The 23579-nt window shown below is 43.3% G+C and carries 18 protein-coding genes; 7 read left to right on the forward strand and 11 right to left on the reverse strand.

The genetic code is table 11. The features are described from left to right. The first annotated feature begins 254 nt into the window (after window positions 1-254). The 5 genes from ACNI23_RS14375 (at window position 255) to ACNI23_RS14395 (ending at window position 5675) form a co-directional block, all read left to right on the forward strand. On the forward strand, window positions 255-1223 hold the full coding sequence (locus ACNI23_RS14375) for a radical SAM/SPASM domain-containing protein (RefSeq protein WP_420249683.1): 969 nt from the start codon (window positions 255-257) through the stop codon (window positions 1221-1223). Between the two features lie 31 nt (window positions 1224-1254). Beyond that, window positions 1255-2658 carry a capsular polysaccharide export protein, LipB/KpsS family gene (locus ACNI23_RS14380; protein ID WP_420249685.1) on the forward strand — a complete coding sequence of 468 codons (1404 nt, stop codon included), beginning with the start codon at window positions 1255-1257 and terminating at the stop codon, window positions 2656-2658. A gap of 104 nt (window positions 2659-2762) precedes the next feature. After that, the gene (locus ACNI23_RS14385; protein ID WP_420249686.1) at window positions 2763-3527 is read left to right on the forward strand and encodes a polysaccharide deacetylase family protein; all 765 of its coding nucleotides are present in this window, start codon (window positions 2763-2765) and stop codon (window positions 3525-3527) included. Between the two features lie 42 nt (window positions 3528-3569). Then, complete coding sequence (locus ACNI23_RS14390; RefSeq protein ID WP_420249688.1) at window positions 3570-4601, forward strand: lipid II:glycine glycyltransferase FemX; 1032 nt, start codon at window positions 3570-3572, stop codon at window positions 4599-4601. A 24-nt stretch (window positions 4602-4625) separates the two neighbouring features. Then, window positions 4626-5675 carry an acyltransferase family protein gene (locus ACNI23_RS14395; RefSeq protein WP_420249690.1) on the forward strand — a complete coding sequence of 350 codons (1050 nt, stop codon included), beginning with the start codon at window positions 4626-4628 and terminating at the stop codon, window positions 5673-5675. Here ACNI23_RS14395 and ACNI23_RS14400 read toward each other — a convergent pair. The 8 genes from ACNI23_RS14400 to ACNI23_RS14435 form a co-directional block, all read right to left on the reverse strand. After that, a protein-coding gene (locus ACNI23_RS14400; protein WP_420249022.1) for an IS3 family transposase occupies window positions 5656-6767 on the reverse strand; the annotation gives its coding sequence in 2 pieces (ribosomal slippage) (window positions 5656-6506 and window positions 6506-6767; 1113 coding nt in all). The two genes, ACNI23_RS14395 and ACNI23_RS14400, sit on opposite strands and share 20 nt — an antisense overlap. 330 nt (window positions 6768-7097) lie before the next feature. Beyond that, on the reverse strand, window positions 7098-8102 hold the full coding sequence (locus ACNI23_RS14405) for a Gfo/Idh/MocA family oxidoreductase (protein WP_420249692.1): 1005 nt from the start codon (window positions 8100-8102) through the stop codon (window positions 7098-7100). Window positions 8103-8446: 344 nt separating this feature from the next. Continuing rightward, window positions 8447-10450, reverse strand: coding sequence for an autotransporter outer membrane beta-barrel domain-containing protein (locus ACNI23_RS14410; protein WP_420249694.1), 2004 nt, complete (start codon window positions 10448-10450; stop codon window positions 8447-8449). A gap of 132 nt (window positions 10451-10582) precedes the next feature. Next, window positions 10583-12697 carry an STT3 domain-containing protein gene (locus tag ACNI23_RS14415; RefSeq protein ID WP_420249695.1) on the reverse strand — a complete coding sequence of 705 codons (2115 nt, stop codon included), beginning with the start codon at window positions 12695-12697 and terminating at the stop codon, window positions 10583-10585. A 38-nt stretch (window positions 12698-12735) separates the two neighbouring features. After that, entirely contained in the window at window positions 12736-14217 is a 1482-nt protein-coding gene (locus ACNI23_RS14420) for a GspE/PulE family protein (protein ID WP_420249697.1), read from the reverse strand. Window positions 14218-14226: 9 nt separating this feature from the next. Further along, the gene (gene gspD, locus ACNI23_RS14425) at window positions 14227-16242 is read right to left on the reverse strand and encodes a type II secretion system secretin GspD (protein ID WP_420249699.1); all 2016 of its coding nucleotides are present in this window, start codon (window positions 16240-16242) and stop codon (window positions 14227-14229) included. A 157-nt stretch (window positions 16243-16399) separates the two neighbouring features. Then, entirely contained in the window at window positions 16400-16864 is a 465-nt protein-coding gene (gene mrtJ / locus ACNI23_RS14430) for a JDVT-CTERM system glutamic-type intramembrane protease MrtJ (RefSeq protein WP_420249701.1), read from the reverse strand. Between the two features lie 81 nt (window positions 16865-16945). Continuing rightward, a complete protein-coding gene (locus tag ACNI23_RS14435; RefSeq protein WP_420249703.1) occupies window positions 16946-17977 on the reverse strand; it encodes a glycosyltransferase family 9 protein in 1032 nt (343 codons plus the stop codon). A gap of 284 nt (window positions 17978-18261) precedes the next feature. Between ACNI23_RS14435 and ACNI23_RS14440 the strand changes: the two genes are divergently transcribed. Then, window positions 18262-18846 carry a hypothetical protein gene (locus ACNI23_RS14440; protein ID WP_420249705.1) on the forward strand — a complete coding sequence of 195 codons (585 nt, stop codon included), beginning with the start codon at window positions 18262-18264 and terminating at the stop codon, window positions 18844-18846. 220 nt (window positions 18847-19066) lie between these two features. Then, window positions 19067-20041 carry a 3-oxoacyl-ACP synthase III family protein gene (locus ACNI23_RS14445; RefSeq protein ID WP_420249706.1) on the forward strand — a complete coding sequence of 325 codons (975 nt, stop codon included), beginning with the start codon at window positions 19067-19069 and terminating at the stop codon, window positions 20039-20041. Window positions 20042-20097: 56 nt separating this feature from the next. On the opposite strand, the gene cysC is transcribed toward ACNI23_RS14445, so the two are convergent. From cysC to wecB, 3 genes are all read right to left on the reverse strand, one after another. Next, entirely contained in the window at window positions 20098-20697 is a 600-nt protein-coding gene (cysC, locus tag ACNI23_RS14450) for an adenylyl-sulfate kinase (RefSeq protein WP_420249708.1), read from the reverse strand. A 4-nt stretch (window positions 20698-20701) separates the two neighbouring features. Continuing rightward, window positions 20702-22348: a mechanosensitive ion channel family protein gene (locus ACNI23_RS14455; RefSeq protein ID WP_420249709.1), complete on the reverse strand. Its 1647-nt coding sequence runs from the start codon at window positions 22346-22348 to the stop codon at window positions 20702-20704. 132 nt (window positions 22349-22480) lie between these two features. Further along, window positions 22481-23578: a non-hydrolyzing UDP-N-acetylglucosamine 2-epimerase gene (gene wecB / locus ACNI23_RS14460; RefSeq protein WP_420249711.1), complete on the reverse strand. Its 1098-nt coding sequence runs from the start codon at window positions 23576-23578 to the stop codon at window positions 22481-22483. Window position 23579: the final 1 nt, after the last annotated feature.

Raw genomic sequence — 23579 nt, forward strand, 5'->3', positions numbered from 1 at the left:
TACACATAGTAAGAAGTGTGCTGATTATGGCTTTTTTTGACAATTATAATCACTTGGGCTATGGCCGTTTTGCGAATACGGACTTTTATTTGTCCATAAATACAAAACCTGACTGTTTCAATTTCACCGATGGGTGAAGTGTTCGCAACAATACATCTTATTTTTGGAGACAATGGAGCGAACACGCTACTATCTTCATCGATGACCGCAAAATTAACGATCATTTTCAAGCATACGTAGAAAGGGGAAGCGGAATGAGTGACAACAAAACAGTATATAAAGATTATTCAAACGGATTAGATATTTTGGCGTCCGAAGTCGGGCCTAAATTCATTGAATACAGAAGGCACTGGGATAACGCAAAGAATATTGAATCTTCTGGTCCCCTTCAGATTGATTTTGAATTGCTGGACAATTGCAATCAACGATGCATCATGTGTCCGCGTGCATACCTGAGTGAAAGTAAAGAGTATTCATTGAATACAAATGTCCGCTTACCGATGGATAAGATGAAAGCTGCCATTGATCAGGCTGCAGAAGGAAACTTGTATTGCGTTGGATTTTCTATCGGTGAGCCACTTTTGACCAAAAAGGAACTCTACGCTGGCATCAGCCATGCTGCAAAAGCCGGTGTTGTAGATATTATTTTGACAACCAATGGCTTACTTCTTGATAAAGAATGTACTGAACGTCTTCTGGCATCTGAGTTAACGCGTCTACACGTTTCAATTGATGCAACTACAGCAGATACATATTCTCAAATAAGAGGAAAAGGATTTGATCGTGTTGTTTCCAACTTGGAATATTTCCTTAAAAGAAGAGAGGAAGAAAAGAAAAAGCTTCCCATAGTCAGAGTTTCTTTTGTTGAACAAGAGCAAAATCGACATGAGAAGGACGATTTTGTCAATCATTGGATGAATAAAGTTGAAAGCGTTTCCGTACAAACAATGCTCCTGTCGCCTGAAAACAAAGATATCAAATCCTTTGATGTGGCTTCTCATGAAAAGAAATTTGACTGTGATTACCCATGGAAAATGGTTGAAATCGTTGCTAACGGAGACCTTTACCCCTGCTGTACTTTCTGCGGCCTGAACCACCTTAAATTGGGCAATATAGCTGACACGGATATCATCAGCGCATGGAAAGGGAAGAAAATGCAAGCTGTCAAAGAAGGGCTTGCTGATGATAGTCTGCGCGTTTGCTCTGTTTGCCAGAGATTTTAGGATCTTCTTTTAAACAGGATCAAAGCATAAAATGACCTCTATTTTATTCCACGCACGAGCAAGAAGAGACATTCACTTTATAGATGCTATCGAAAAACTTAAAGATAAGTATGAGATAGTAGTCGTTGCTGACGACCAAAGTTATTCTTCTTACGAAAATATTGATGGAATCAATCTGGAAAGACACAACGTTACTATCCAAGACCTTGAAAAAATACCCGAAAACGATCTGGAACGACTTCCTCAAATCGAAGCTCTATTAGGGACCAATTGTTTCAAATTCAGCGAAAACTACTTGCTCTACAACAAGTATGTCCGCCGCTATGCAACCGAATATGCCTACGCAAAAAATCTTAGACTTATTCCGCAAACAGTTTATTCAGACTTTGTATTTTTAGAACGAATCATTAAAAAATATAATGTAGAATACGCTTTTTTTGAAACCTTGGACTTGCCTTTCACTATGGTTTTAAAGGGTATGGCTGAAAATGGCATTATTAAGCAGGCATTCGAAGGAGAGTCTTTATCTCTTGGCGATGGAATGCGCTTCAGGATTGCCACTGGGCAGCATAGACGAAGTAAAAAAATCGAATACTACTTTGAAAAGGAAAAAACAAAGGAAGCAATTATATGGGCCCAAAAGCTTGTTGCTGATTATTGCAAAGAAAAAAAAGGCAATTCATATGACGACTATTTCGTCAACATTGCCAACCCATATACCAGATACTCCTTCCATGAGCTGATAGACAAATTTAAGAGAGTATTAAAAGGGGAAAGCTTTTATCCTGCACTGATCCACAACTTTAATCGTTTCCGTTCCTTGCCTTATTTTTCGAAATCGCTTCCCGACACAAGAATAATTTCTTATTTCTTACAGTTGACCCCGGAAGCTACCATGCTTTCGCAGGTTCCGGAAGTTTCAGATCAGGAGTATCTGATTGAGCAAATGGCCATCTGCGGAAAACACGGCTACACTGTCGTTGTTAAAGAGCATCCGATTTGTTTTGGTAATCGCCCATCTTCATTTTATAAGGAGCTGAGCTACCTTCCAAACGTTGTCTTACTTCCGCCTGCCTTTCCTGCACGAGATGTCCTTTTGAAATCTGAAGCTGTTGTTGTAGCTTCAGGAACTTCACTTGGACATGAAGCGATTATAGCTGGTAAACCTCTCATTTGTTTAGGTGACCCCTACTACAATATTTGCGAAAATAACGTAAAAATATCCCATCCTAAAGAAGTATGGGATGCATTGGATCAAATTAGCATAACTGAAAAAGCGCAAATTAAATTTCTGGCAGCAGTGTACGATGCAACGTATGAGTATCCAGATTTTATTTCTTTTGCTGATCAAGATCAAAACAGGAATATTGGACCAGTCATAGCTGAAGCTCTGAATGATGAAATACAAATGTATGAAAAAGGATTATTGAGCTAGTGTACCCTGATCTGCTTATCCGTCCTATCTCAAACAGAATTCTTGCCCGCTTAGCTCGGGAAGTAGTCCATCGCATAGCTCCAACTGACTACTTTCGAAGATTTATGGCCAAACAACAAAATTCATTTGTAAATGCGGCCTATGTCCTGACTTTCGATTTTGATTTCGAAAAAGACATTGATGCTTTTCCTTACCTGTTGGATATGCTCAAGAAGTATGACATAAAAGCTGGCTTTGCTGTTATCGGTAAATTTGTCGAAAAATACCCTGATATACATAAGAGAGCCGTTGAAGATGGGCACGAGATAATCAACCACACTTATACTCACCCGGATAATCCTCACTGGGCCCCAGACCGTTTCTTCAACAAACTGAGCTACGCTGAGCAAAAAGATGAAATATATAAAGCTCATCAAGTCTTCAAAAATGTCCTTGGCATAGAGTGCATCGGATTCAGAACACCGCACTATGGCAATTTGCATACAGAGAGCGTCTATCCAATTCTTGCCGAGCTAGGCTATAAATACAGCAGTTCGACAGCAGCATGTGGGTTCAAAGGCTACGCAGCTCCCACAGAACATAAGCATGGGATTGTCGAAATCCCTACCGGGTGCAGTGCTCACTTTCCTCTAGCTATTTTCGACTCATGGAATATGTTGCGTAAACATAATCCTTTTCTCGGTGAGGACAAATTATTCATCAAAGAATTTGATGAAACAATGCAAATAATTTCTGAACAGAACCTTTTTCTTACACACTACTTTGACCCGTATGACATTATCGAGAATTCTAAACTGGATTCAATTTTAAAAATTTTAAAAAAATATGACTTAAATACTGTCTTATATAAAGACATTTTCCCCGCATAATTTTCATCTAACCTTATATCTTAAAATAAACGGTACAACGATATGATCAAAACAACCATCAGTAATACCCCTCCCCTTGATTGGGACTCATGGAACAAAAGCATTGTTGGGCACTCATCATACTACCAATCAAGTACGTGGGCTGCGACAACTCAAAAAACAGAAGAGTCGAAAGCCTACTATGTTCGAATCTACCAAAACGGTTTTTTACACGCACAGGCACTTGTACTGAAAAGATATTATTACAATCTTTTTACTCAAAAGAAAAAAATTGTTTTCCCGTATATAGAGTGTCTTTTCGGGCCTATCTGTAAAGATAGCTCAGAATCGTCTGTTTATGATTCATTTCTGACTACTTTAAAACAAATAGCATACAAAAATCTGGCTACTCACATTCAGCACATCCCCTGCTATATGCACTATCCTTCTCGCATGGATATAACACATTCATTGTCTGCAAAAGGATTTCAAACCAAAGCATGGGGTACTTTTTTAGTTGACCTCACCCTTAAGGAAGATGCAATTTTTAAAAAAATCTCTTCTCGCGCTCGAAACCGGGTCAGAAAAGCCGGCAAAATGGGGCTAACAGTCAAACGAATGCAGTCCTTCGATGAATATGCGAATATCTTTATACCTACACTTCAGGAAGCAAAAAAAGAACAAGGTTTTACTGCCCCTCCTGCACATGAGGCTTACTGGACCGATTCTAACGAAGGATATCATTATTATGTTGCATATGCAGAGGGCAAGCCTCTGGGCTGTATCGGTTTAATAATTCATAACGGTGTTTCTAGGGAAATATATTCCGGCATACTCGGCTTTTCAGTTCAAAAGAAATACCCTGCACAGGACATCCTTCACTGGACTTTGATAACTGAATCTAAAAGACTCGGCGCTAAACTCTATGATCTTGCCGGAGTTAATCCTACGCCTGAAGAAAAATCGAAAGATGCAAATATACTTTTCTTTAAGAAGAAATGGGGGGGGGACTATCTGGAATACCCTACTTCCAGATTCGATTTAGTACCTGCGAGAAATACAATATCAAAATTTGTATCTAATATTTTAAACTAAGTATTCATTATAGGACTCATTTATATGTCAAGAATTTATTCTATACAAACATTACGAACAATTGCAGCAGTTCTTGTTTGCTTTAGCCATGTCAATTTCAGTGTAAATGAGTATGCTCTTAATTACGGACTAGCTAAATTTACCGACTTCATTCCTTTCGGCGATTTTTTTAGAAATGGTGTCGATATCTTCTTCATTGTTAGTGGCTTTATCATTTACTACATCACTCATGGAAAAACTATCGACACCGAATTTTGCAAACGCTTCATTAGCAAACGGGCTATCCGTATCTACTCGATGTATTGGGTTGTTCTTACGGCCTTCATCTTCTATATCCTTTTGTTCTCTGGGGGGATTCCGCTAGAGAAAGCCAACACATTTTATTTTGTTGCAAACTACTTATTGATTCCTGGATATCGCTTTATACCAATATGCTGGACACTTGCTTTTGAAATGTTTTTTTACATTTCTTTTTTCATTTCGCTCATCATTACGATGAAAACGAGCTTTAAGCTTATACCTACACTTGTAGGAATTTTAACTGGTTTTTATATAATCACTTCATTTGTTTACACTGGACATGACAATTACACGATTTATGGATCTCCCTTAGTATACGAGTTCCTTGTCGGTGTTTTGATTGCAAGACTCTATTTCCAAAAGAAATTTTTATCTTTGAAACAGTCTTTCTTCGCTTTAGGTATTTACGCTGGATTTACCATTTTCAACATCATCAACCCTGTTGAGTACGGATTTACTCTTAATTACCTGTTTAGATGGGGTACCCCTGCAGCTCTTCTGGTTTATTCCCTCCTCAGTATCGAAGCCTGTGGGTTTAACTTTAACAATTTCATCGCTAAAATCGGGGATACAACTTATTCACTGTATTTGATTCATTCGATATTTATGATGTTCTTCATCAGAATGTGGGTCAAATTGAATTTGCCAGATATTTTTTCCACTAGATTCTTAGCCTATTTCTTAATCATACTAACCGTTTGCGTCGGTACTATCATACACTTTCTATTGAAAAGAAACTGTAAACCTCCCCAAGTTAGTGCCATCCGAAAGTAGAGTTTTCTTGGGGTGAATGAGTTTGGACATATTCGACTGGAGTCATGTCTCCGAGCGATTCATGTGGCCGCTCTTCGTTGTATTGCCGAATCCAGTCTTCGGTTATGCCCTTGACCTCAGATAACGTTGAAAACAGGTAAAAATCTAAAACCTCGTTTCGAAACGTTTTGTTGAAACGTTCAATGTATGAATTCTGAGTCGGCTTGCCTGGCTGGATGAATTCCAGCACAACACCATTTCTTTCGGCCCAATCTGCCAATGTCACCGAAATAAGTTCAGGACCATTATCCATTCTCATTTTTTCAGGAAAACCGCGCCATGTTGAAACTCTGTCCAGCACACGGGTGATCCTTCCTGCGGGCAGGCTTGTGTCTACTTCAATGGCCAGACATTCACGGCTGAAATCATCAAGCACATTAAAAGTTCTAAACCTTTGTCCACTCATCAGTGAGTCATGCATAAAGTCGATCGACCAGCAGATGTTGACTTTCGGCGGAACTGATAAAGTCTGAGGATTCCGGGAAGGTAAACGTTTCTTCCCCTTTCGCCGGAAATTCATTTTTAGCATGCAGTAAACTCGATAAACCCTTTTATGGTTCCAGCGGTGTCCTCGTTTGCGCAGCAGGACGAACAATTTTCTGAAACCGTAACGGGGATACCGATCAGCCAGCTTAAGAAGCATTTCAATAATTAACGAATCATCTCGCGAATTCGGCTTATAGCAATACACTGAGCGACTTAAGCGTAGTGCGCTGCATGCTTGCCGAATGCTGAGAAAAAATTCGTTACGAAGGTAGTCAACAAGCTCACGTTTCTCAGCTGGCTTTAAAACTTTTTTGCTATGACATCCTTTAGAGCTTCGTTTTCAAGGCTCAAGTTGGCAAACATGTTTTTAAGCTTACGATTCTCTTCTTCAAGATCCTTCAGACGACGAATATCGGAAGCTTCCATGCCGCCGTATTTGGATTTCCACTTGTAGTACGTGGCCTGACTAACCTTGTAATCTCGGCACACGTCTGCGACTTTGCGACCGCCTTCGGCTTCTTTCAGGATCTTGATAATCTGACTTTCACTGAATCTGGATTTCCGCATCGAAACAACCTCCTTCATGGCTGTCTTTATCAGAAATCTCTACTTTTCGCTGGGACTAATATACGGGAGGGCTACAAAACTACTTCGCTTGTTTTATTCCCGTTTTGTTAACAATTCTAGCCAAACGGTGCTGGATCGAAAGTCAGCTGAGACGGCATAACCTCACATAACTTTATGCGCTTCTCAATTGGCTCAGATAGGCCCGCAGGCTTCACACTAAGGATAACTCCCTAGGCTCTATAAAAATCGATTTAAAAACAAAAAGCGGCCGTGATTCCCTGAATGCAGAAGGGGACCACGGCCGTTTTATTTTTGATGTCTGTGTTCTGACTACTTATCTATGCGTTTACAACCACAATTGTATTTACTATCCACAATTTTCAAAGCCAAATTAAGAGCTTCAAGACCGTCTTCGCCGGTTACCAGCGGTGTCGAATTGTTTACACAACAATCAAGAAATGCCTCAATCTCAACACGCAGAGGCTCCCTTTTTTCAACTCTGAAACGGGTAAAATCACCTTCAGCTACACCAAATTTAGCCTTAAACCAGTCACTCTGATTCTCATTCTGCTCAGCAGCGTAGTTAGAGTTAAAAGTTAAATTCTGGTTAAGGTAATCCACCGTAAACATACCGTTCTCGCCAGTAACAGAAATCTCACGAATCTTGGTAGGGGTAACCCAGTTTACATCTAAAATGCCAAGAATTTCATTTTCAAACCGCACAAGACCAAAAACAATATCTTCATTATTTGTATTCATAACCTTTGAAATCTCAGAGGTCATTGAATGAACTTCGGACTGTGCGATGTAACGCATCATATCAAGTTCATGAGTTGCAAGATCACTAGCAACACCGACATCAGTAATGCGTCCTGGATAAGGGGACTGACGTCTGGAATGAATAGTAAAAATTCTTCCAAGTTGACCGTCGGCGAGCCTTTCTTTTAACTGGGTAACCGCAGGGTTAAATCGTTCAATATGACCAACTTTAAGTACACGGTTTACGTCATTAGCTTTGGCAATCATTTCTCTTGCCTGCTCAACGGTCTTTGCAATCGGCTTTTCGACCATGACGTGGATACCTGCATCTAGACAATCCATTGTTGCCTGATGATGAAAGGAAGTAGGAAGAGCAATAGTAACAGCTTCTGGTTTTTCCTTTTCAATCATTTCTCTGTAATCTTTATAAGGACGTCCTCCGTACAAAGAGCACAGTCTTTCAGTCTGTTTTTCATCCAGGTCGACCACGCCGACAAGTTCTGAATCCTTGATATCTGAATAAAGTCGAACATGGTGCTGGCCCATTGCACCGGTACCAATAACTGCTGTTTTCATCGATATTTCCTTATTCTCAAATTTAAATTTGATCTTTGCTAAATTTAATTGCTCTACAAAAAGTCAAATTAGTATAAGTATCGTACAGAAAAGCTCTATCAATGGCGATAAATTTAAAACCATACAATTATAAATCTGACCTTCGCGACAGGTGTTTGGCAAACTTTTCACAAGTCCATAAATCAGAAATTTAAGATGAGCAACTTTAATTAATGGTCCAAATTTGGCTTAAGCCAAGCACTTCACGCTGCTAATAACTTTCTCAATACAGAAAAAGGGAGCCAACTCAAAGAGTTGGCTCCCAATATTTCGCTATTTAGATCTTAGGATCTAAAGAACTCTGCTTACTTCTTGAAACGGCTACGTACAACAGCAACCATGGGAGCAAGCATCAGCAGCAGCCATTCAAGGCCGAAACCAGCTGCGGGGTTGAATACACAACCGGAAGAGGAGCTGCTGGAGGAATCGTTAACACCGAGAACGACGGGGTCACCAAATTCACGAGCCTGAGAGCGGTAGTCGAAGTCACCGTTATCTTTCAGTACGTAGTTGATGTAGTAATCGGTTGAAGGAACGAGGTAAGAGTTCTCATTCAGGTAACCATCACCAACAGCAGTGGAGATCCACCATGCACCGTCGGTGTTGAAGGTAGGCTCAGAAGCGTAAGTGAAGGATCTTACAGTCTTAGCATCGGTGGGGAACACCTTGTAAAGATCAAGAGTATCAATTCTGTTACCTACGCCGGAGAAGGGAACCTGGAAGGTGTAGTAGATATCGCCTCTCTGTGCGCCCATACCAACCCAAGTAGCGTTGAAGCCGATAGCGTTGGTCAGCGGGGTGAAATTAGAAGGAACATCAGGGAAAGCAGTTCTCAGAGCTGCCTTGGAGTAGGAAGTGTTGTTACGTGCAATAGCAGTCCATGCGGTGATGGTAGCGTTGTTCTGGTATGCAGCGTTTGCACCCTGAACGTTTGCAACAACAGCGGAGTTGGGGATCATAACAGCCAGGTTGTAGGAGTACTTAGCTCCAGCGAAAGCGGACTGGTAGATACCAACAGCGTAAGACTTGTCTGCAGACTGCTTACCGTAGAAGTTACCAGCAAGAGTATCGCCATCAGCAGCGGTCAGAGTCATGTTGGACTGAGTCAGTTTGAGCTGGTCAGTATTAGCAACAGCAATGGTGTAACCATTCAGGGTGTCAGCAGCTTCTTTGAAAGCCTGACGACCGTTGTTGATTACGTAGTCACCGGTGAGACCGAGTGCGTTATCAACCTGCATATCCATGAGACCAAGGGTAGCGTTGTTGATGTTCTTTGCGGAACTACCGGAACCAGCGTAAACAAGTTTGAAACCGCGGTTTCTGATATCAGAGTCAGAGAGAGTCTGAGCGTTTTTAACGAGAACTACAAAGTGCTTGTAGCTATCTTCAACAGCATAACCAGAGATCAGGTTGCGGTCAGCATTGATGGTAGCGTTTTCGACTATAGGAGTCTGAGCTTTGTAGAAGATAGACATCAGCTGGTTGCCGTTGCCGGTGGTAGCGTTGTAAGTGATCCAGGAAGAAGTGTTGTCGGTCAGAGTTCCGTCGGAATCGTACTTAGCGTACTTAACTTCAGCGTTGTCAGTACCGGGAGCGGAGTTGATTTTAACCTGACCAACCATGTAGTAAGGCTTGTTGGTGTAGAAGTTGAAACCTACAGCGTAGAGATCCCAGGTGTTGTCGGAAGAGTAAACATCGGAACCAAGGAAGGTACCGTTTACGAAACCGAGAGCGAAGTTAGCACCATTAGGAGATGCAACCTGGCCATCGCCCATGCCGAAGGTGGAGTTAGATACACCAGCCATGAGGTCGTAAGAAGGAGTGTTGATGAAGTAGTAAGGCGCGCTCAGCATTGCAGAACGAGGACCAGTGGTGATACCAGTACCGATAGCGGAACCGTTAACCTGACCGAGAGCGGTCAGACCAGCAATGTTAGAGTATGTAAGGTTAACATTGAATGCAGATGCGTTTGTTGCGGCGTTGGTCCCGTTGGACTGACCGAAGTTAGCCATGGTGCCAGCAGTGCTGTTACAAACACCGATGTTACCATACAGGGAGGAGTTACCAACGGTAGAACCAAGAATACCACCCTTGATGGAGTAAGCAATCAGGTGGGTGGAGTTGAAGGTCAGGAAAGTACCGTTGTGAGCCTCAACTGCAGTTTGAGTCGAAGAAGCGTTAATGCTAAAACCTGTAAGAACGCGCTCAGAGGAGCCATTCAGAGCACCGGGGAAAACTGCGTCAACAGCCCAGGCACTGGATGCTGCCAGCATCATCAATACTGTAAAGAGAACTGTAATTTTTTTCATGGTGAAAAAAATCTCCTTAAAGTGAGAATTAAAATAGCAACTGAGCCAAAAACCCTATGTCTTCGGCCACTTGCTATAAAAAACAATCAGACTATACACCTATGACACTTATTATTCAACCATTTTTTAGCCTTATAAGACTTCATAAACCCGGATATTTGGAAATCCTTCGTATACAAGCTTAAAATAGTCAGAAATACTTTTATCCCTAGGATCACTTAACAACAAACGGATAAGCATGCTTTGGTAAGAAAAAATATCAGCAAAAAACCCCTGATTGACTGTCTCATTATATAACAAGACAGGCCCAACAGATTGAGGGTATCTCTGCGAAGTCATCCCTTTGCTATTCATAATGTGCAAAGCCGAGACTCTAACAGGAGATTCATTCCTCACAGAAACTACTCCATTGGAATAGTCAATATCAAAAGCATTACGGATTGCATAAAGCTGCGGATGTACCCCACTACCATTTACGACATTCCATGAACCATAATATAAAATCCAATAAGCCAGCCTTACATTATCCCAGCTAGCAACAATATACTGCTTAGGAATTCTACCGAACTCATAATCCTTAACTCCTAAACTTTTCAAAAAATCAAATACTTCTAACGATGATTTATCCTTCCATGCTGCAGCAGGATTACTTCCATGCAACGCAGAATATTTAATCAGCTGGTTACTCTGTTTAGGGGAAGAGGTTGCATAAGCAAGCCCCAACGGAAGAAGAGAAGTTCCCTGATGATGCCCACCATTGGCGAATGAATGTTTACCTGTGTAGTACAAGGTTGCATATCCCCAGTCCCACCAGGTCCAAACAGTGGCATCACTAGGCATCTGCTTTCCTGTTTTAAGAAGAGCTTCTGCATGATTCTTCCCCATTATTGGGGTAATCGCAAAATTTTGATACATCGGTAAGACATAAATTAAAATCGCACCCGCAAACACAACTCCTACACTCGCACAAGCCCATTTTGCTCCTGATTTGAATTTCATCTTTCCAATTATCCAATAGCCGACAAACCCCATTCCTAGTCCAAGAGGGGCACCGGCAAACATGGAGAAACGACCACCCATTTTCATTGCAGCAAAAAAAAGAGCAAAAAAAGGAAGCAAGTATATTGCATCAGGACGCAAGGCAAAAAGAATAACTGTAGAGATTGCGCCAACCCACCATAAGAATGCACTTCCTGTAACACTCTGGACCAAAGTATCAAACGACACATTTTGTGCTTCAATTACACTCTGAGCAATACCGGGGTACAAAGGGCCCTTAAGCGCTCCTGCATTATCTGCTGCGGGCTTCAGATAAGCACTCAGTTTAATCTGAACCGCAGTATACAAAGCCATTCCTGCTCCACTAAAAAGTAGAGCTGCACCCAATACTGCAATATTTATCCACAAATTCTGTACATAACGATTCTCAGAAATATCTGTGAACACGAAAAGACACATCAGTACAACTGACAGAATAAATCCAGGCAGTCCAAAGAAGGAAGCACATGCGAATAGAGTCAGTCCATTCAATAGCACAACTCTATTCCGCCCCTTAGCACAAACAACTGCCAGAAAAAAAGATGCAACAAGTGTAAAAAGCCCAAAAGTCTGCACATCCGTATGCCAGAGTTTACCCCAAGAGACGACTCCCCCGGCAAGGACAGGAAGAAGATAGTCCACGAAAGTAGGATCAAAGTCCTTTTCCTGCCCAGCAGAAGAAAGCCAGCGGTTTCTAATTCCTTGTGATATCCAACGGGCAATAAGCAATGAGAGAAGCAACGGGAAAAAGAGAGTTACTACATCAGTATCGTAATAGGATAGCCGTGTTCTAAAATAATAAGCAGGAACTGAGGTTGCATAAACGGCTCCGACAATACCTATCCAAGGTCCGCCGAGGAGCATACCCCAGCCAAAAGCAGCGACGGCACAAAAGCCCGCAAATACAGCTGGAAGCCAAAATGCGATATTACCGTAATGCGCTCCGGTAACAGCTCCGAGTAATCGGACAACACCTGACATAGGGTTATCAACAGCCCTACCGACACCCTTGGCACCGGCCAGCCAAAAATAAGCATCATGGGTTCCCATAATGTACTCACCATCAACCATGTATGCCGGATTATCCCACTTTGGAAATTCCATTGCTCGCATTCCAAAAGCGACACTAAAAGAGATCAATGCGAAAAGAATAAATATTTTCCAATCGGAAATCCATTCCGGCTTACGGAACTCAATGCTAACACTCATTTTATCAACCTGTAATAATATAAATTTATCTCTAATATTTAAAGCTTGGTAACTCTAACAACTTCTTCAAGGGTGGTCACACCTTCTCTAACTAGGCGTATCCCATGGTCTACCATGGTTTCGCGGCCCATTTGTTTGGCGTATGACTTGATTTGGTCAGATGAAGCCATTTCCATGATCAGCCCGCGCATATCCTCTGTAACCGGGATGAGCTCGTAAACACCGCGACGTCCGCTAAAGCCTGTGAAGTTACAATGTTCACACCCTGCCCCGGCTGTCTGAGTGGAAGGTAAACCTACTGCCTCCTCAAAAAGCTTATAGGTATTCTCGGAAACCTCTACTTTTCTGGAGCAATGCTTACAATTAACACGAACCAAACGCTGACCAAGCACAAGAGAAAGGGAAGATGCCAGCAGAAAGGGCTCAATGCCCATATCAAGCATTCTGGTGACTGCAGTGGCCGCATCGTTGGTGTGCAGAGTGGAAAGCACGAGGTGACCGGTAAGCGAAGCCTGAACTGCAGTGCTCGCTGTTTCCTGATCTCGGATCTCACCTACAAGGATAATATCCGGATCCTGTCTAAGAAAAGAACGAATGGTGGTGGCGAAAGTCATCCCGGCGGCCTTGTTGACTTGTACCTGATTGACTCCGGAAAGCTGATATTCCACCGGATCTTCAACTGTAACTATGTTCTTGTCATCACGTGGAAGTTCACTCAGACCGGCATATAAACTGGTAGTTTTACCGGACCCAGTAGGACCGGTGACCAAAACAATACCATGCGGCTGGGCAAGAACTTTCCTGAATAATTCAAGGTCCGGCCCTTTAAGACCGAGCTCTTCAAGGTTGAGAATATTTTTAGAACGGTCCAACACGCGAAGAACGGCCTTTTCGCCACTCATGGTGGGAATTGTAGAAACACGGACATCAACTTCTTTCTGGCCGAGCTTAAGAAAAATACGTCCATCCTGCGGCTTGCGACTCTCGGCCACATCCATCTCGCCCATAACTTTAATACGAGCAATAACCGTCGGCTGAAGCCCTTTGTCCAAACGTTTCACGGCTTTCAGAACGCCATCCTGACGATAACGTACTACAAAACCATTGCCCTGACCCTCAAAATGGATATCACTGGCTCCAGTGGAAATAGCCTGATGCAGGGTTTTGTTCACCAACCTGACAATGGGAGCATCGTCGTGAGACCAGCCTAACAAATCCTGTCCGTCTTCGCCTTCTGAGTCATCTGAATCAGACTCAATAGCACTCTCTTCTTCCCAGACAGTAAGAGCCTGTTCAAGTAGAGGAAAGAACTCTTCCTCAGTTACAATTTCAGAAACAACATTTTTCCCCAGCTTCCAAGACAAAAAGTCTGCCATAGGCAAAGAGGCCTCGTTCTGGAGGAGCACTTTGATTTGTTTGTCCCTGACTTCAACGGGAATAAACTCATTGCGCTGCGGAAAGGTCAAAAAGAGAGCCACTACTTCGCGCGGGACTAAATTGAGATCGTATATATTACCCAATGTTACACCCTATAAACCATCTGAGATAGAAGGTGTTTTACCATCAGATTTTTTAGAATCACTACCAATAGTGTTAAACTCTTCATCAATAAAATCACTGATACGATTACGTTGATTTCTGTACTTATCCATCTTGGCTTTACTCAAGGCTTCAAGGCCTTCAGTAGTCTGAATAATACGTGCTGAAAGAAAAACCATCAGGGTGTTCTTAGTGCCACTATTGCTCGTGGTCTTGAAAAGCCAGCCTAACAACGGCAAATCTGAAAGATATGGAACGCCAGCCTCAGTGCGGGTATGATCAGCCCTGATCAATCCACCAATAACCATGGTCGAACCATCGGCTAAAAGAACCGTGGTATCAGTTTTACGGTCGTTGGTAATCGGAAGCTCTGTTGTACTGGCTTCGGAAACGGTATTGTAAGTCTGGAATACCTTAAGCTTAACCAACCCATCTTCACGGTTGATCCTCGGGGTAATCTTAAGCTTGATACCGACATCTTTGTATTCGTAGGTAGAAACAACCGCATCACCGCTGGTTGTACTCTGACCGGTTTTATATGGCCTGTTCTGGCCGACAAAAATCTCAGCTTCAGCATTATCCAGAGTCATGATCTGAGGAGCAGATATGAGATTAAAATCCGTGGCCGACTTAGTGAAGTTTACCAAAGCCCCGATAGTAGGAAAACTCTTACCGGCATAAGAAATGGTATCGCCAAGAACCCCCATGGAATAACCACCAGGCACACTGGATGGATTGGCAGCATAGGAAGTGAGTTTACTATCCTTAGATTTAGTGTATCCAAGCGTAGCAACACTCCCGCCTAAATCAATCCCACCCTGCCATTCAACACCAAATTCCTTAGCATGATCCAGAGTGGTTTCAAGAACAAGTGCTTCAATATAAACCTGATCCTGTGCCTGATCTAACTGTTCAACAAAATTATCAATCTGAGGCAATTGATCAGCACTAGCCATTACGATCAAGGTATTTGTTGTTTCGTCAGCAGAGACTTGAATGTCATCAGCTCCACTGGAAGAGGAAGTAGCTGATTTAGTAGACTTAGAAGAAGAACTGGTATCAGATTGTGACTTACTGTCATCAGATTTACTGGAAGAAGGAATCCCACCACCGGTAACAAGGCTTTTTAAAACATCACCGGCTACTACAGCTTCAATATTATGCAACCTGTAAATTTTCATCTTTGAGTAGGCATCACTGCCCTTATCAAGCTTGGAAATAAGTCTTTTAATGGTTATAATCTGATCATTGCTTCCTGAAACAAGTAAACTATTAGCCCAGTCCAAAGATTCTATGACCGGGGGAGTTCCGGTTTTACCGGCTGTCGATAATTTTTTATAAAAAGAAGTCAGCTTAGTGGCCACAGTTTTAGCACTGGACTTATCCAACTCAATTAAAGTCGACTCCTGCTCGGCACCCGCCCTTTTCAAAATACCAAGCAGTTTTTTCATTTTATTAACATTGCTCTGTAAATCCCGGACCAAAACTGCATCAGCCATAGGCACAGGTGTTACCTGACCGATACGAGAAGCCACCTGCGTCAAAACAGTTTGAACCTTAGCCGGATCCATTTTTCCTTCAAGCTGAAAAACAGAGGTGATTATCTCTTCACCATTTCCCTCTGAAGGAGAAGCCTTGATGTCGGGAGAAATAAGCTTTGCATCACGCATCGGCAAAACATAGGTCACGTTATCCCTGGTAACCGCGTGAAACCCAGCGCCACTCAAAACTTCCTGAAAAACAGCCATCAGCTCAGGTTCAGTGAGAGACTGTCCGGCATAAATGCTGATATGTGAACCGGGCAAGGCTCCCTTCTGAAAAACAATATTTCTGCCGGTATAGCGACCGACAAATTTAATAAATTCAACCAGAGAAATACTTTCAAGGTTGGCATGGACTCCTTCGGTTCCTTCTGGCTGTGCCGCAGCGGCAGAAACCAAAAGAACCGTGGACAAAACAAGTCCCACAACAAATTTACATAATTTATTCAGCATATTCAGCGCCATAAGCTCCGCCGGTTATCCGGTAAGAATCATTTTTATCTGCATAGGATTTTCTGCTATCCAGCCGATAATCCTTAAATTCTAACAATTAAAAAGTTTTATTCCAGCAAACATCCTACACTTGCAAAAGCCAGTCAAGTTTTCTTAGCTCCATCCAAGATTACATAAACTGATAAAACAAAAATGCATTGTAGGCAAAGTGGATAAGAGTAGTTGAAACCAAGCTCCTATATCTCTGCCATATATAGCCGAAGGCAAGCGACGGGAAAAATGTCAGCAAGGCCCAGTGCGGAGGCTGATGAATCAAATGTACGCAAGCAAAAGTCAATGAAGCTAGAAAGTTAGCAAGACTCAGAGGGCCCAATCTCCATTGATATTTCAATAGGCGATCAATTCCTTCCTGCAGCAAAAACCTGAAAAAAAACTCCTCAAACAAAGCCTTCAGAAACAACAGATGCAAAGATAACTTAAGATCTGGCTCAGGCACATAGAGACCGACAAAACCGAAAGAAAGAAACAAATAGAAAATCGGATCGGTAAGGCTGTATGCCCCCCATCTAAATTGACACCAAATCCCTTTCAAGATTCGGTTTACGAAAAAATCATAAACCATACGCTTTTTCATCTATCCATTTATTCAATTATTTGAGCACTTGAAAAGGATAATCCCAAACATCCCACTCAAGAGAATCCCCTTGTAGCAGGTTTACACTCTATCTAAAACCCTTAAAAGAACATCTTCCGGCATAACTTTTGTCAGGCAGGCCAAATCACCCCGATCACATTTCTCCTTGCCGCAAGGCTCACACTCAATACCAGCAACAACTTCTTCGTGCTCAGGTGAAGGAAACACCCAACTCCCGGAAGAACCGGGCATGACTATACTTTGTGTACCGACAGCAACAGCGAAATGCCTCGGAGCAGAACAATTGCCTATATGCAAAACAGCTCGCTCAATTAAAGCAGCCATTATTCTCAAAGACCCCGGTTTGTCGACCATGACACACTTATCGGCCACTCCAGATTCTTCCCTTACCTTAAGGGCGACATCTTTTTCGCCGGGACCATAGAGCAGAAAAAACTTAAAATTGGGACGTTGCTCTGCGATTAGTCGGATCAACTTTCCGTAATACTCTTCGGGCCATTTACGGGTATGCCTTCTGTGGGACGCATCAATGGTGATCAACGGTTCATCGTCGGTGACCCCCAAAGAATCCAAACAAGCCTTTGCCTCAGCACGCTCTTCATCTGAAATAAAAATTTTGGGCCGCTCTGAATTCCATTCAATGCCAAGCGGCTTGAGCACTCCGGCTTTATACATAGCTGCGTAGCCACCCGGAATATGTTCAGGCCAATTGGTATACAGCCACCGGTTATACCATGGCGGCATTTCGGCAAGCTTGATCGGAGCATTGCTGAAAAGTACAACCCAACGGCAACGAGGAAGCTGCTGAAAATCAACAATGAGATCATATCCGCAACGACCAACCTTCCAGTAAAAGGCCAAGGCTTTAAGTGGATTACGCAGTTTATTTTTCTCAATAGCCCAGACATGGCTGACTGCCGGATTATTATCAAATACTTGTGTGCACTTATCCTCTGTCAGGACATGTATTTCAGCATCAGGATATTTTTTATGGAGAAGGGAAACAGAAGGAGTAGCCAACACAACATCGCCTATCTGGCGCAACTGACAGACAAGTATTTTCTTAGGATTAATTGATGATATATCTTTCACTTTAAAAAGCTCACAAATCTTGTTTCAAACGATCATGACTGCCGAAAGGCACGGAAATAAAGCATACCCACCCTATAAAGTCCAGACTAAGTAAACAGGAAATAACTAGCGCCCCCAAATTACTCACAGCCTGCCTGCAAGTAAACCAGCACGCAGCCCCGGTCAAGTTCCGGCCGCACCATCTTCCTTCTCAAAAAACAACTTTGACAAAAACAGCGCAGATCAATTAAATTGATTCTAAGTATGTTTTCACAACCATGACACCAAATAACACGGGAGAAATCATGAACCAAAAGACCCTGTATCTAGTAACTCTACTCTTAATCATTTTTGCTTTCCCCAATACAGGTCTTTCCGCCGACACAAAAATGAAAGACACAACACTTCAATTATCCTACAAACCGATTGATATTGATATCCCTCCTTGTCCTTCCAAAATTGCGGTTGTCAAATTTACCGAAAGCAAACCTATCAAGCAAATAGGACAAAGCAAACTCTTTACGTACTACCCCTCAATAGACATTGGAACCTGGATGGGGCAGTCGCTCTACAAACAACTCAAGGCTAAAGGTCTGGATGTAGAGTATTTCGAAACCATGGATGAAGCGGGAGACCATTTCATCATTACCGGGATTGCCAACAAGGTATACATCAACCGTCCCGGGCAGCTTGAAATGAATTACAAAGTCCGTCTGGACGGCATGGTCACCAAGAACAACAAGCTGCTTTTCGCCAAGAATTATACATCCAAACAAAATAAGGACATGACCAATACTGGCGACAATGCAGGTAAGCTAATGGCCGGACTTCATGATATCTTCTCTATATTCCTTCCAAGCGCAATCAAAACGATCAACGATAGCCAATAATTACCTGCATTACAGACACCTACTATATATGTCCGGCATATCATTGATATGCCGGACATTTTATGTACACCAGAGAAGGTATATTATTTTGCCCTGCAAGCTTGCCTAGCGCATGAAATATCGCTATTAGAACCATCCCCGGCTTATTTCTTGCCCGATACTACTTTATCCTTAACTACCTTCTTTTGAAGACAACAAGCGCAATACAGTTGCAAGAGCAATGAACAGCTTTATCAATAATATAGAATACTATCTCCCTGAACATATCATCGACTGCCATGAGCTGGATAAAACCAAGCCGCACTGGCATGTCAGCAATTCACTGCCTAAAACAGGTGTGCGCTACCTGCACCACTCAGCTAAAGACGAGACAACCCTGCAGATGGCTTATAAAGCCGCGTCAAAAGTTCTGTCCGGACTCTCTGAAAAAGAACTTCCGGATACACTGATCGTCTGTACCCAGACCCCGGACCAACTGCTGCCCCATGTTTCCGCCTGTCTGCAGCACAAACTCGGCCTTCCTTCATCGACCAAATGTTTTGACGTAAGCCTCGGCTGCAGCGGCTATTGTTACGGACTTTCCATTGCTTACGGCTACATGGCTGCCGGGATATCTGAGCGGATACTCTTTGTTACTGTCGATAATTACTCCAAAACAATTGACCCGGAAAACAAGACTTCTTTCCTTATTTTCTCTGACGGAGCAGCTGCAACAATTATCGATAAGCCTGAAACATCCCCGTCATTTCTCTTTGGAACAGACGGAAGCCGCAGTGAATCAATACGCTGCCTCAATTCAGGAATCAGTGTTGTAACAGGAAAAGATGCCGATACTCCTATCGCTAAGCCGGACATGCAGATGGACGGATTCAAAGTTTTCCAGTTCACAGTGAAAACCATTCCTGCTGAAATAAGGAAACTGGCTGAGCAGGCCGGAACAGGCATGGATGGAATCGATCTTTTTGTATTCCATCAGGCCAGCAATAAGGTTCTTGAATCTCTCATGTCCAAACTTGATATCCCGGAAGAGAAAATGATCATGGACCTTTATGAAGTGGGCAACACCACCTCCTCCACCATCCCCATTGCTCTCAAGCGGGCGGAAGCAAGCGGTAAGCTTAAACGAGGAGACACGATCATGCTCTTCGGCTTCGGGATAGGACTTAGCTGGTCCGGAGCCGTAATTAAATACTAAAAAGAACTCTCCGAGATTGTCTCTCGGGGAGTTCTTTTTTTCGTAATCTGTGCCGATTAAATACCTATCTCGCTGAGAATAAAGTCTTTTACTCTTGCCACTGACTCTTCAAGCGTTTCTTTATCTGTATCAATGACCAAATCAGGAGCTTCGGGGATTTCATATGATGCAGATATTCCCGTATAATTTTTAATTTTACCCTCACGGGCCAATTTGTAATACCCCTTCACATCCCGCTCCTCACATATTTCCAGCGGGCAGGTTATATATATTTCATAAAAATCCATTTCCCCAACAATCTCACGGGCCAACTGGCGATATTCTTTAAGAGGAGAAATAAACGCGCACATGCAGATTGTGCCGTTCTCTGTAAACAATTTCGATACTTCTGCAATACGCCTGATATTCTCAGTCCGGGCAGCCGGGGAAAAGCTTAAGTCTCCGCATAATCCGTGGCGGACGTTATCCCCGTCAAAAACAAAAGCCCTCATGGACATGTCAAAAAGTTTTTTTTCAACCTCATGAGCAATGGTGGATTTTCCGGAACCGGAAAGACCTGTGAACCAGAAAACCGCAGACCGATGCCCGTTAAGTTTCTCCCTGTCTTCCCGAAAAACTTCTCCCCGAAACTTCAGGACATTTCTTTCACAACTCATTGAATCAATCCTCAGCCTTATGCAGATACACATCCTGCTGCGGAAAAGGAATAACGATTCCTTCGGAGTTGAAACGCTTATAGATATCACGACTAAGAGTATGAATCAGTCTACCCCGGTCATGAGGGCGCGCAGCCCAGCAAAGCAGCTCGAATTCGAGGGCGGAATCGCCGAACTTGCGGAACCTAACCCGGGGCTCCGGTCTGGAAATGGCGAGTTCATTGTTCTCTGCCAGTTCCATTAGGAGAGCTTCCACCTGATCAACATCAGAACCGTAAGCCACACCAAGTTTTATACGTACCCTGAAATGCGGATGGGGCCGACTTTGGTTTACCACCTTACCATTGGTGATAACCGAGTTAGGGATGGTAATCATTATATCATCACGGGTTTGAATACGGGTACTGCGCATGCCTACAGCCTTAACTTCACCGCGATCCCCGTTATCCAGGACAATATAATCTCCTGCCCTGAAAGGGCGATCCATAAAGATAGAGACTCCGCCGAAAAAGTTGGCCAAAGTTTCACGGGCAGCCAGAGCAACAGCAACCCCGGCAATACCGGCCGATGCGAAAATAGCTGTAACGGGGATACCGAAATAGCTACCCGCATTGTAGAAAAGCACGAACACAAGGCCGAATGAAACCAGCCTGCACCCAAGCCTGAGAACATCGGCATCAAGAGCCTCTTCCTTGATCTTGGAAGTATGGATAATGCCACGCATAACCACATCGCCGCCTATGATGATTGCAACACCTGCAAATATCGCAAAAATCAATTTCAGTAGCATGGATATCCACGAAAGCACCTCGCCGGTAATATTGATCTGATTATCAATCAGATACTCCATTACAACACAGATCAACATGGCATAAAGCGGAAACAACAATCTTTCCCATCGCCAATTCCACTTGCGGGTCCTGTGTTTCTGTTTCTTGTGCCAAAGCCAGACACCCCACATACTGAGGTCGCCCAGAAGCAGAATCATGATCATTGCAATCCATTGCCAGACAGCCTGCCCCAGATAGCCTTCCTTCATCCATTCAGGGAGTTTCTTTAAAAAGCCATCCGGTATCATCCAGCCGGAAGAATAGATATATTGCTCATAAAAACCGGTATAATTCTCTCCCTTATCACTACGGTAAGGCAGATGCCTCACTTCATCATAATATTCTTCCAGCCGCCGCACCGTTTCAGGTGTGAACAAATATGACCCCATACGCGGCCCCTCGGGACACCGCCCGATTGTAATTTCTGTATGGGGGATACGCCAGAGCAGAATATTATTTTTTTTCACTTCATATTTATCAGGAACGTCTGCAAGGTCCGGCAATTCGATACGATCCAAAATCTCTCGTAACATGAGTACTGATTCGACACTCACATTATCGAGAAGAGTCGGCGGGACCATGCTGAAATCAAAACAGCGCTCAGCGCGTTGCATAAACTCTCTTTCAAGAAACAAATCTTCCTTGGCAGCTGTAGCCGCTTCGTAAAGCTTATCAGTATAGTGGATAAAGCTGGAAAAAGTTGCCTGAGGGCTCGATGTATCCGGCGGTTCCAGCGGAAATATATTGGAAGCAAAGCCCTGCTGAACCAACAACAAAGAAAGAGCCAAAGTTATAAAGATGCAACGACAACAAGATTTCATAAAAATCCCCTTTTTCAATTTCTGCCGCACCTTAACACGAGCACCCATGATTTTTCCATTGTTTAAACGACGAAAAAACCCGCTCCTGACTATCAGGAGCGGGCTATCTTAATAACTTACAACCAAATAAGATCAGCCAAGGAAGTCCAACAGGACTTTCCAGATACGCTCGGAAGCATGACCATCCCAGCCCTCGATCTTTGGAACCGGATTACCGGTCTTCTTAAGGGCATTCTCAGTTTCACGTAAGATATTCTCACCTGAAATTCCAGCCAGAACGTTAGTTCCTTTCTCAATTGTAACAGGACGCTCAGTATTTTTACGCACGGTCACGCAGGGCACACCAAGTGCAGTTGTCTCTTCCTGCAATCCTCCGCTGTCGGTAATAACCACCTGCGCATCCTTCCACAGGAACAGGGATTCCCTGAAAGAAAGAGGAGGAAAGGTATGCACGTTTTCAGAAAAATAAATCCCGAACTGGGCCATCATTTTCTCGGTACGAGGATGGATGGGGAAAAGCAGAGGTAAATCTTCGGCAATTTTGTTCAGTGCCTCAACAATACCTTCCAGAACCTCACGGTTATCTACATTGGAAGGACGGTGCATGGTCATGAAACCGTAACGCCCGATCTTCTCCTTCAACTCGCGGCTCTGGTAATCAGCAACAACCTCAGGTCCCAAGCGTTCCACATTGTGGAAAAGGTTATCGATCATCACGTTGCCGACATGAAAAATCGTATCCGCTTCCTTGCCTTCACGAAGCAGGTTTTCCCGGCCATGATCTTCAGTGGTAAAGAACAGGTTGCTGATGGAATCGGTAACCATGCGGTTGATTTCCTCAGGCATGTCCATATCGCCACTGCGCAATCCGGCTTCCACATGGGCCACCGGAATATGCAACTTGCGCGCAGTCACCGAGCAGGCCAGCGTGGAGTTCACATCACCCACAACAACTACAAGATCAGGCTTTTCTTCCATGCACATCTTCTCGAAAGCGATCATGATCGCTCCGGTCTGCTCCGCATGGGTTCCGGTAGACTTGCCCATATTAAATTTGGGCTTGGGAATGTCCAAATCCTCAAAAAAGACCTGCGACATCTGGCGGTCATAATGCTGCCCGGTATAAACCATCTGACACTCTACGCCCTCAAGATCACGGGCTGCCCGGAAAATCGGTGCAACTTTCATCAGGTTGGGTCTAGCCCCAGCAACCAAAAATACTTTTTTCATA

Source organism: Maridesulfovibrio pacificus (SeqCode), assembly GCF_048612815.1.
Taxonomy (GTDB): Bacteria; Desulfobacterota; Desulfovibrionia; order Desulfovibrionales; family Desulfovibrionaceae; genus Maridesulfovibrio; species Maridesulfovibrio pacificus.

Bases quoted from the DNA above. Each gene is read 5' to 3' on its own strand.
- ACNI23_RS14375 (WP_420249683.1), top strand. From the start codon at position 255: ATGAGTGACAACAAAACAGTATATAAAGATTATTCAAACGGATTAGAT.
- ACNI23_RS14380 (WP_420249685.1), top strand. From the start codon at position 1,255: ATGACCTCTATTTTATTCCACGCACGAGCAAGAAGAGACATTCACTTT.
- ACNI23_RS14385 (WP_420249686.1), top strand. From the start codon at position 2,763: ATGGCCAAACAACAAAATTCATTTGTAAATGCGGCCTATGTCCTGACT.
- ACNI23_RS14390 (WP_420249688.1), top strand. From the start codon at position 3,570: ATGATCAAAACAACCATCAGTAATACCCCTCCCCTTGATTGGGACTCA.
- ACNI23_RS14395 (WP_420249690.1), top strand. From the start codon at position 4,626: ATGTCAAGAATTTATTCTATACAAACATTACGAACAATTGCAGCAGTT.
- ACNI23_RS14405 (WP_420249692.1), bottom strand. From the start codon at position 8,102: ATGAAAACAGCAGTTATTGGTACCGGTGCAATGGGCCAGCACCATGTT.
- ACNI23_RS14410 (WP_420249694.1), bottom strand. From the start codon at position 10,450: ATGAAAAAAATTACAGTTCTCTTTACAGTATTGATGATGCTGGCAGCA.
- ACNI23_RS14415 (WP_420249695.1), bottom strand. From the start codon at position 12,697: ATGAGTGTTAGCATTGAGTTCCGTAAGCCGGAATGGATTTCCGATTGG.
- gspD (WP_420249699.1), bottom strand. From the start codon at position 16,242: ATGGCGCTGAATATGCTGAATAAATTATGTAAATTTGTTGTGGGACTT.
- mrtJ (WP_420249701.1), bottom strand. From the start codon at position 16,864: ATGAAAAAGCGTATGGTTTATGATTTTTTCGTAAACCGAATCTTGAAA.
- ACNI23_RS14440 (WP_420249705.1), top strand. From the start codon at position 18,262: ATGAACCAAAAGACCCTGTATCTAGTAACTCTACTCTTAATCATTTTT.
- ACNI23_RS14445 (WP_420249706.1), top strand. From the start codon at position 19,067: ATGAACAGCTTTATCAATAATATAGAATACTATCTCCCTGAACATATC.
- cysC (WP_420249708.1), bottom strand. From the start codon at position 20,697: ATGAGTTGTGAAAGAAATGTCCTGAAGTTTCGGGGAGAAGTTTTTCGG.
- ACNI23_RS14455 (WP_420249709.1), bottom strand. From the start codon at position 22,348: ATGAAATCTTGTTGTCGTTGCATCTTTATAACTTTGGCTCTTTCTTTG.
- wecB (WP_420249711.1), bottom strand. From the start codon at position 23,578: ATGAAAAAAGTATTTTTGGTTGCTGGGGCTAGACCCAACCTGATGAAA.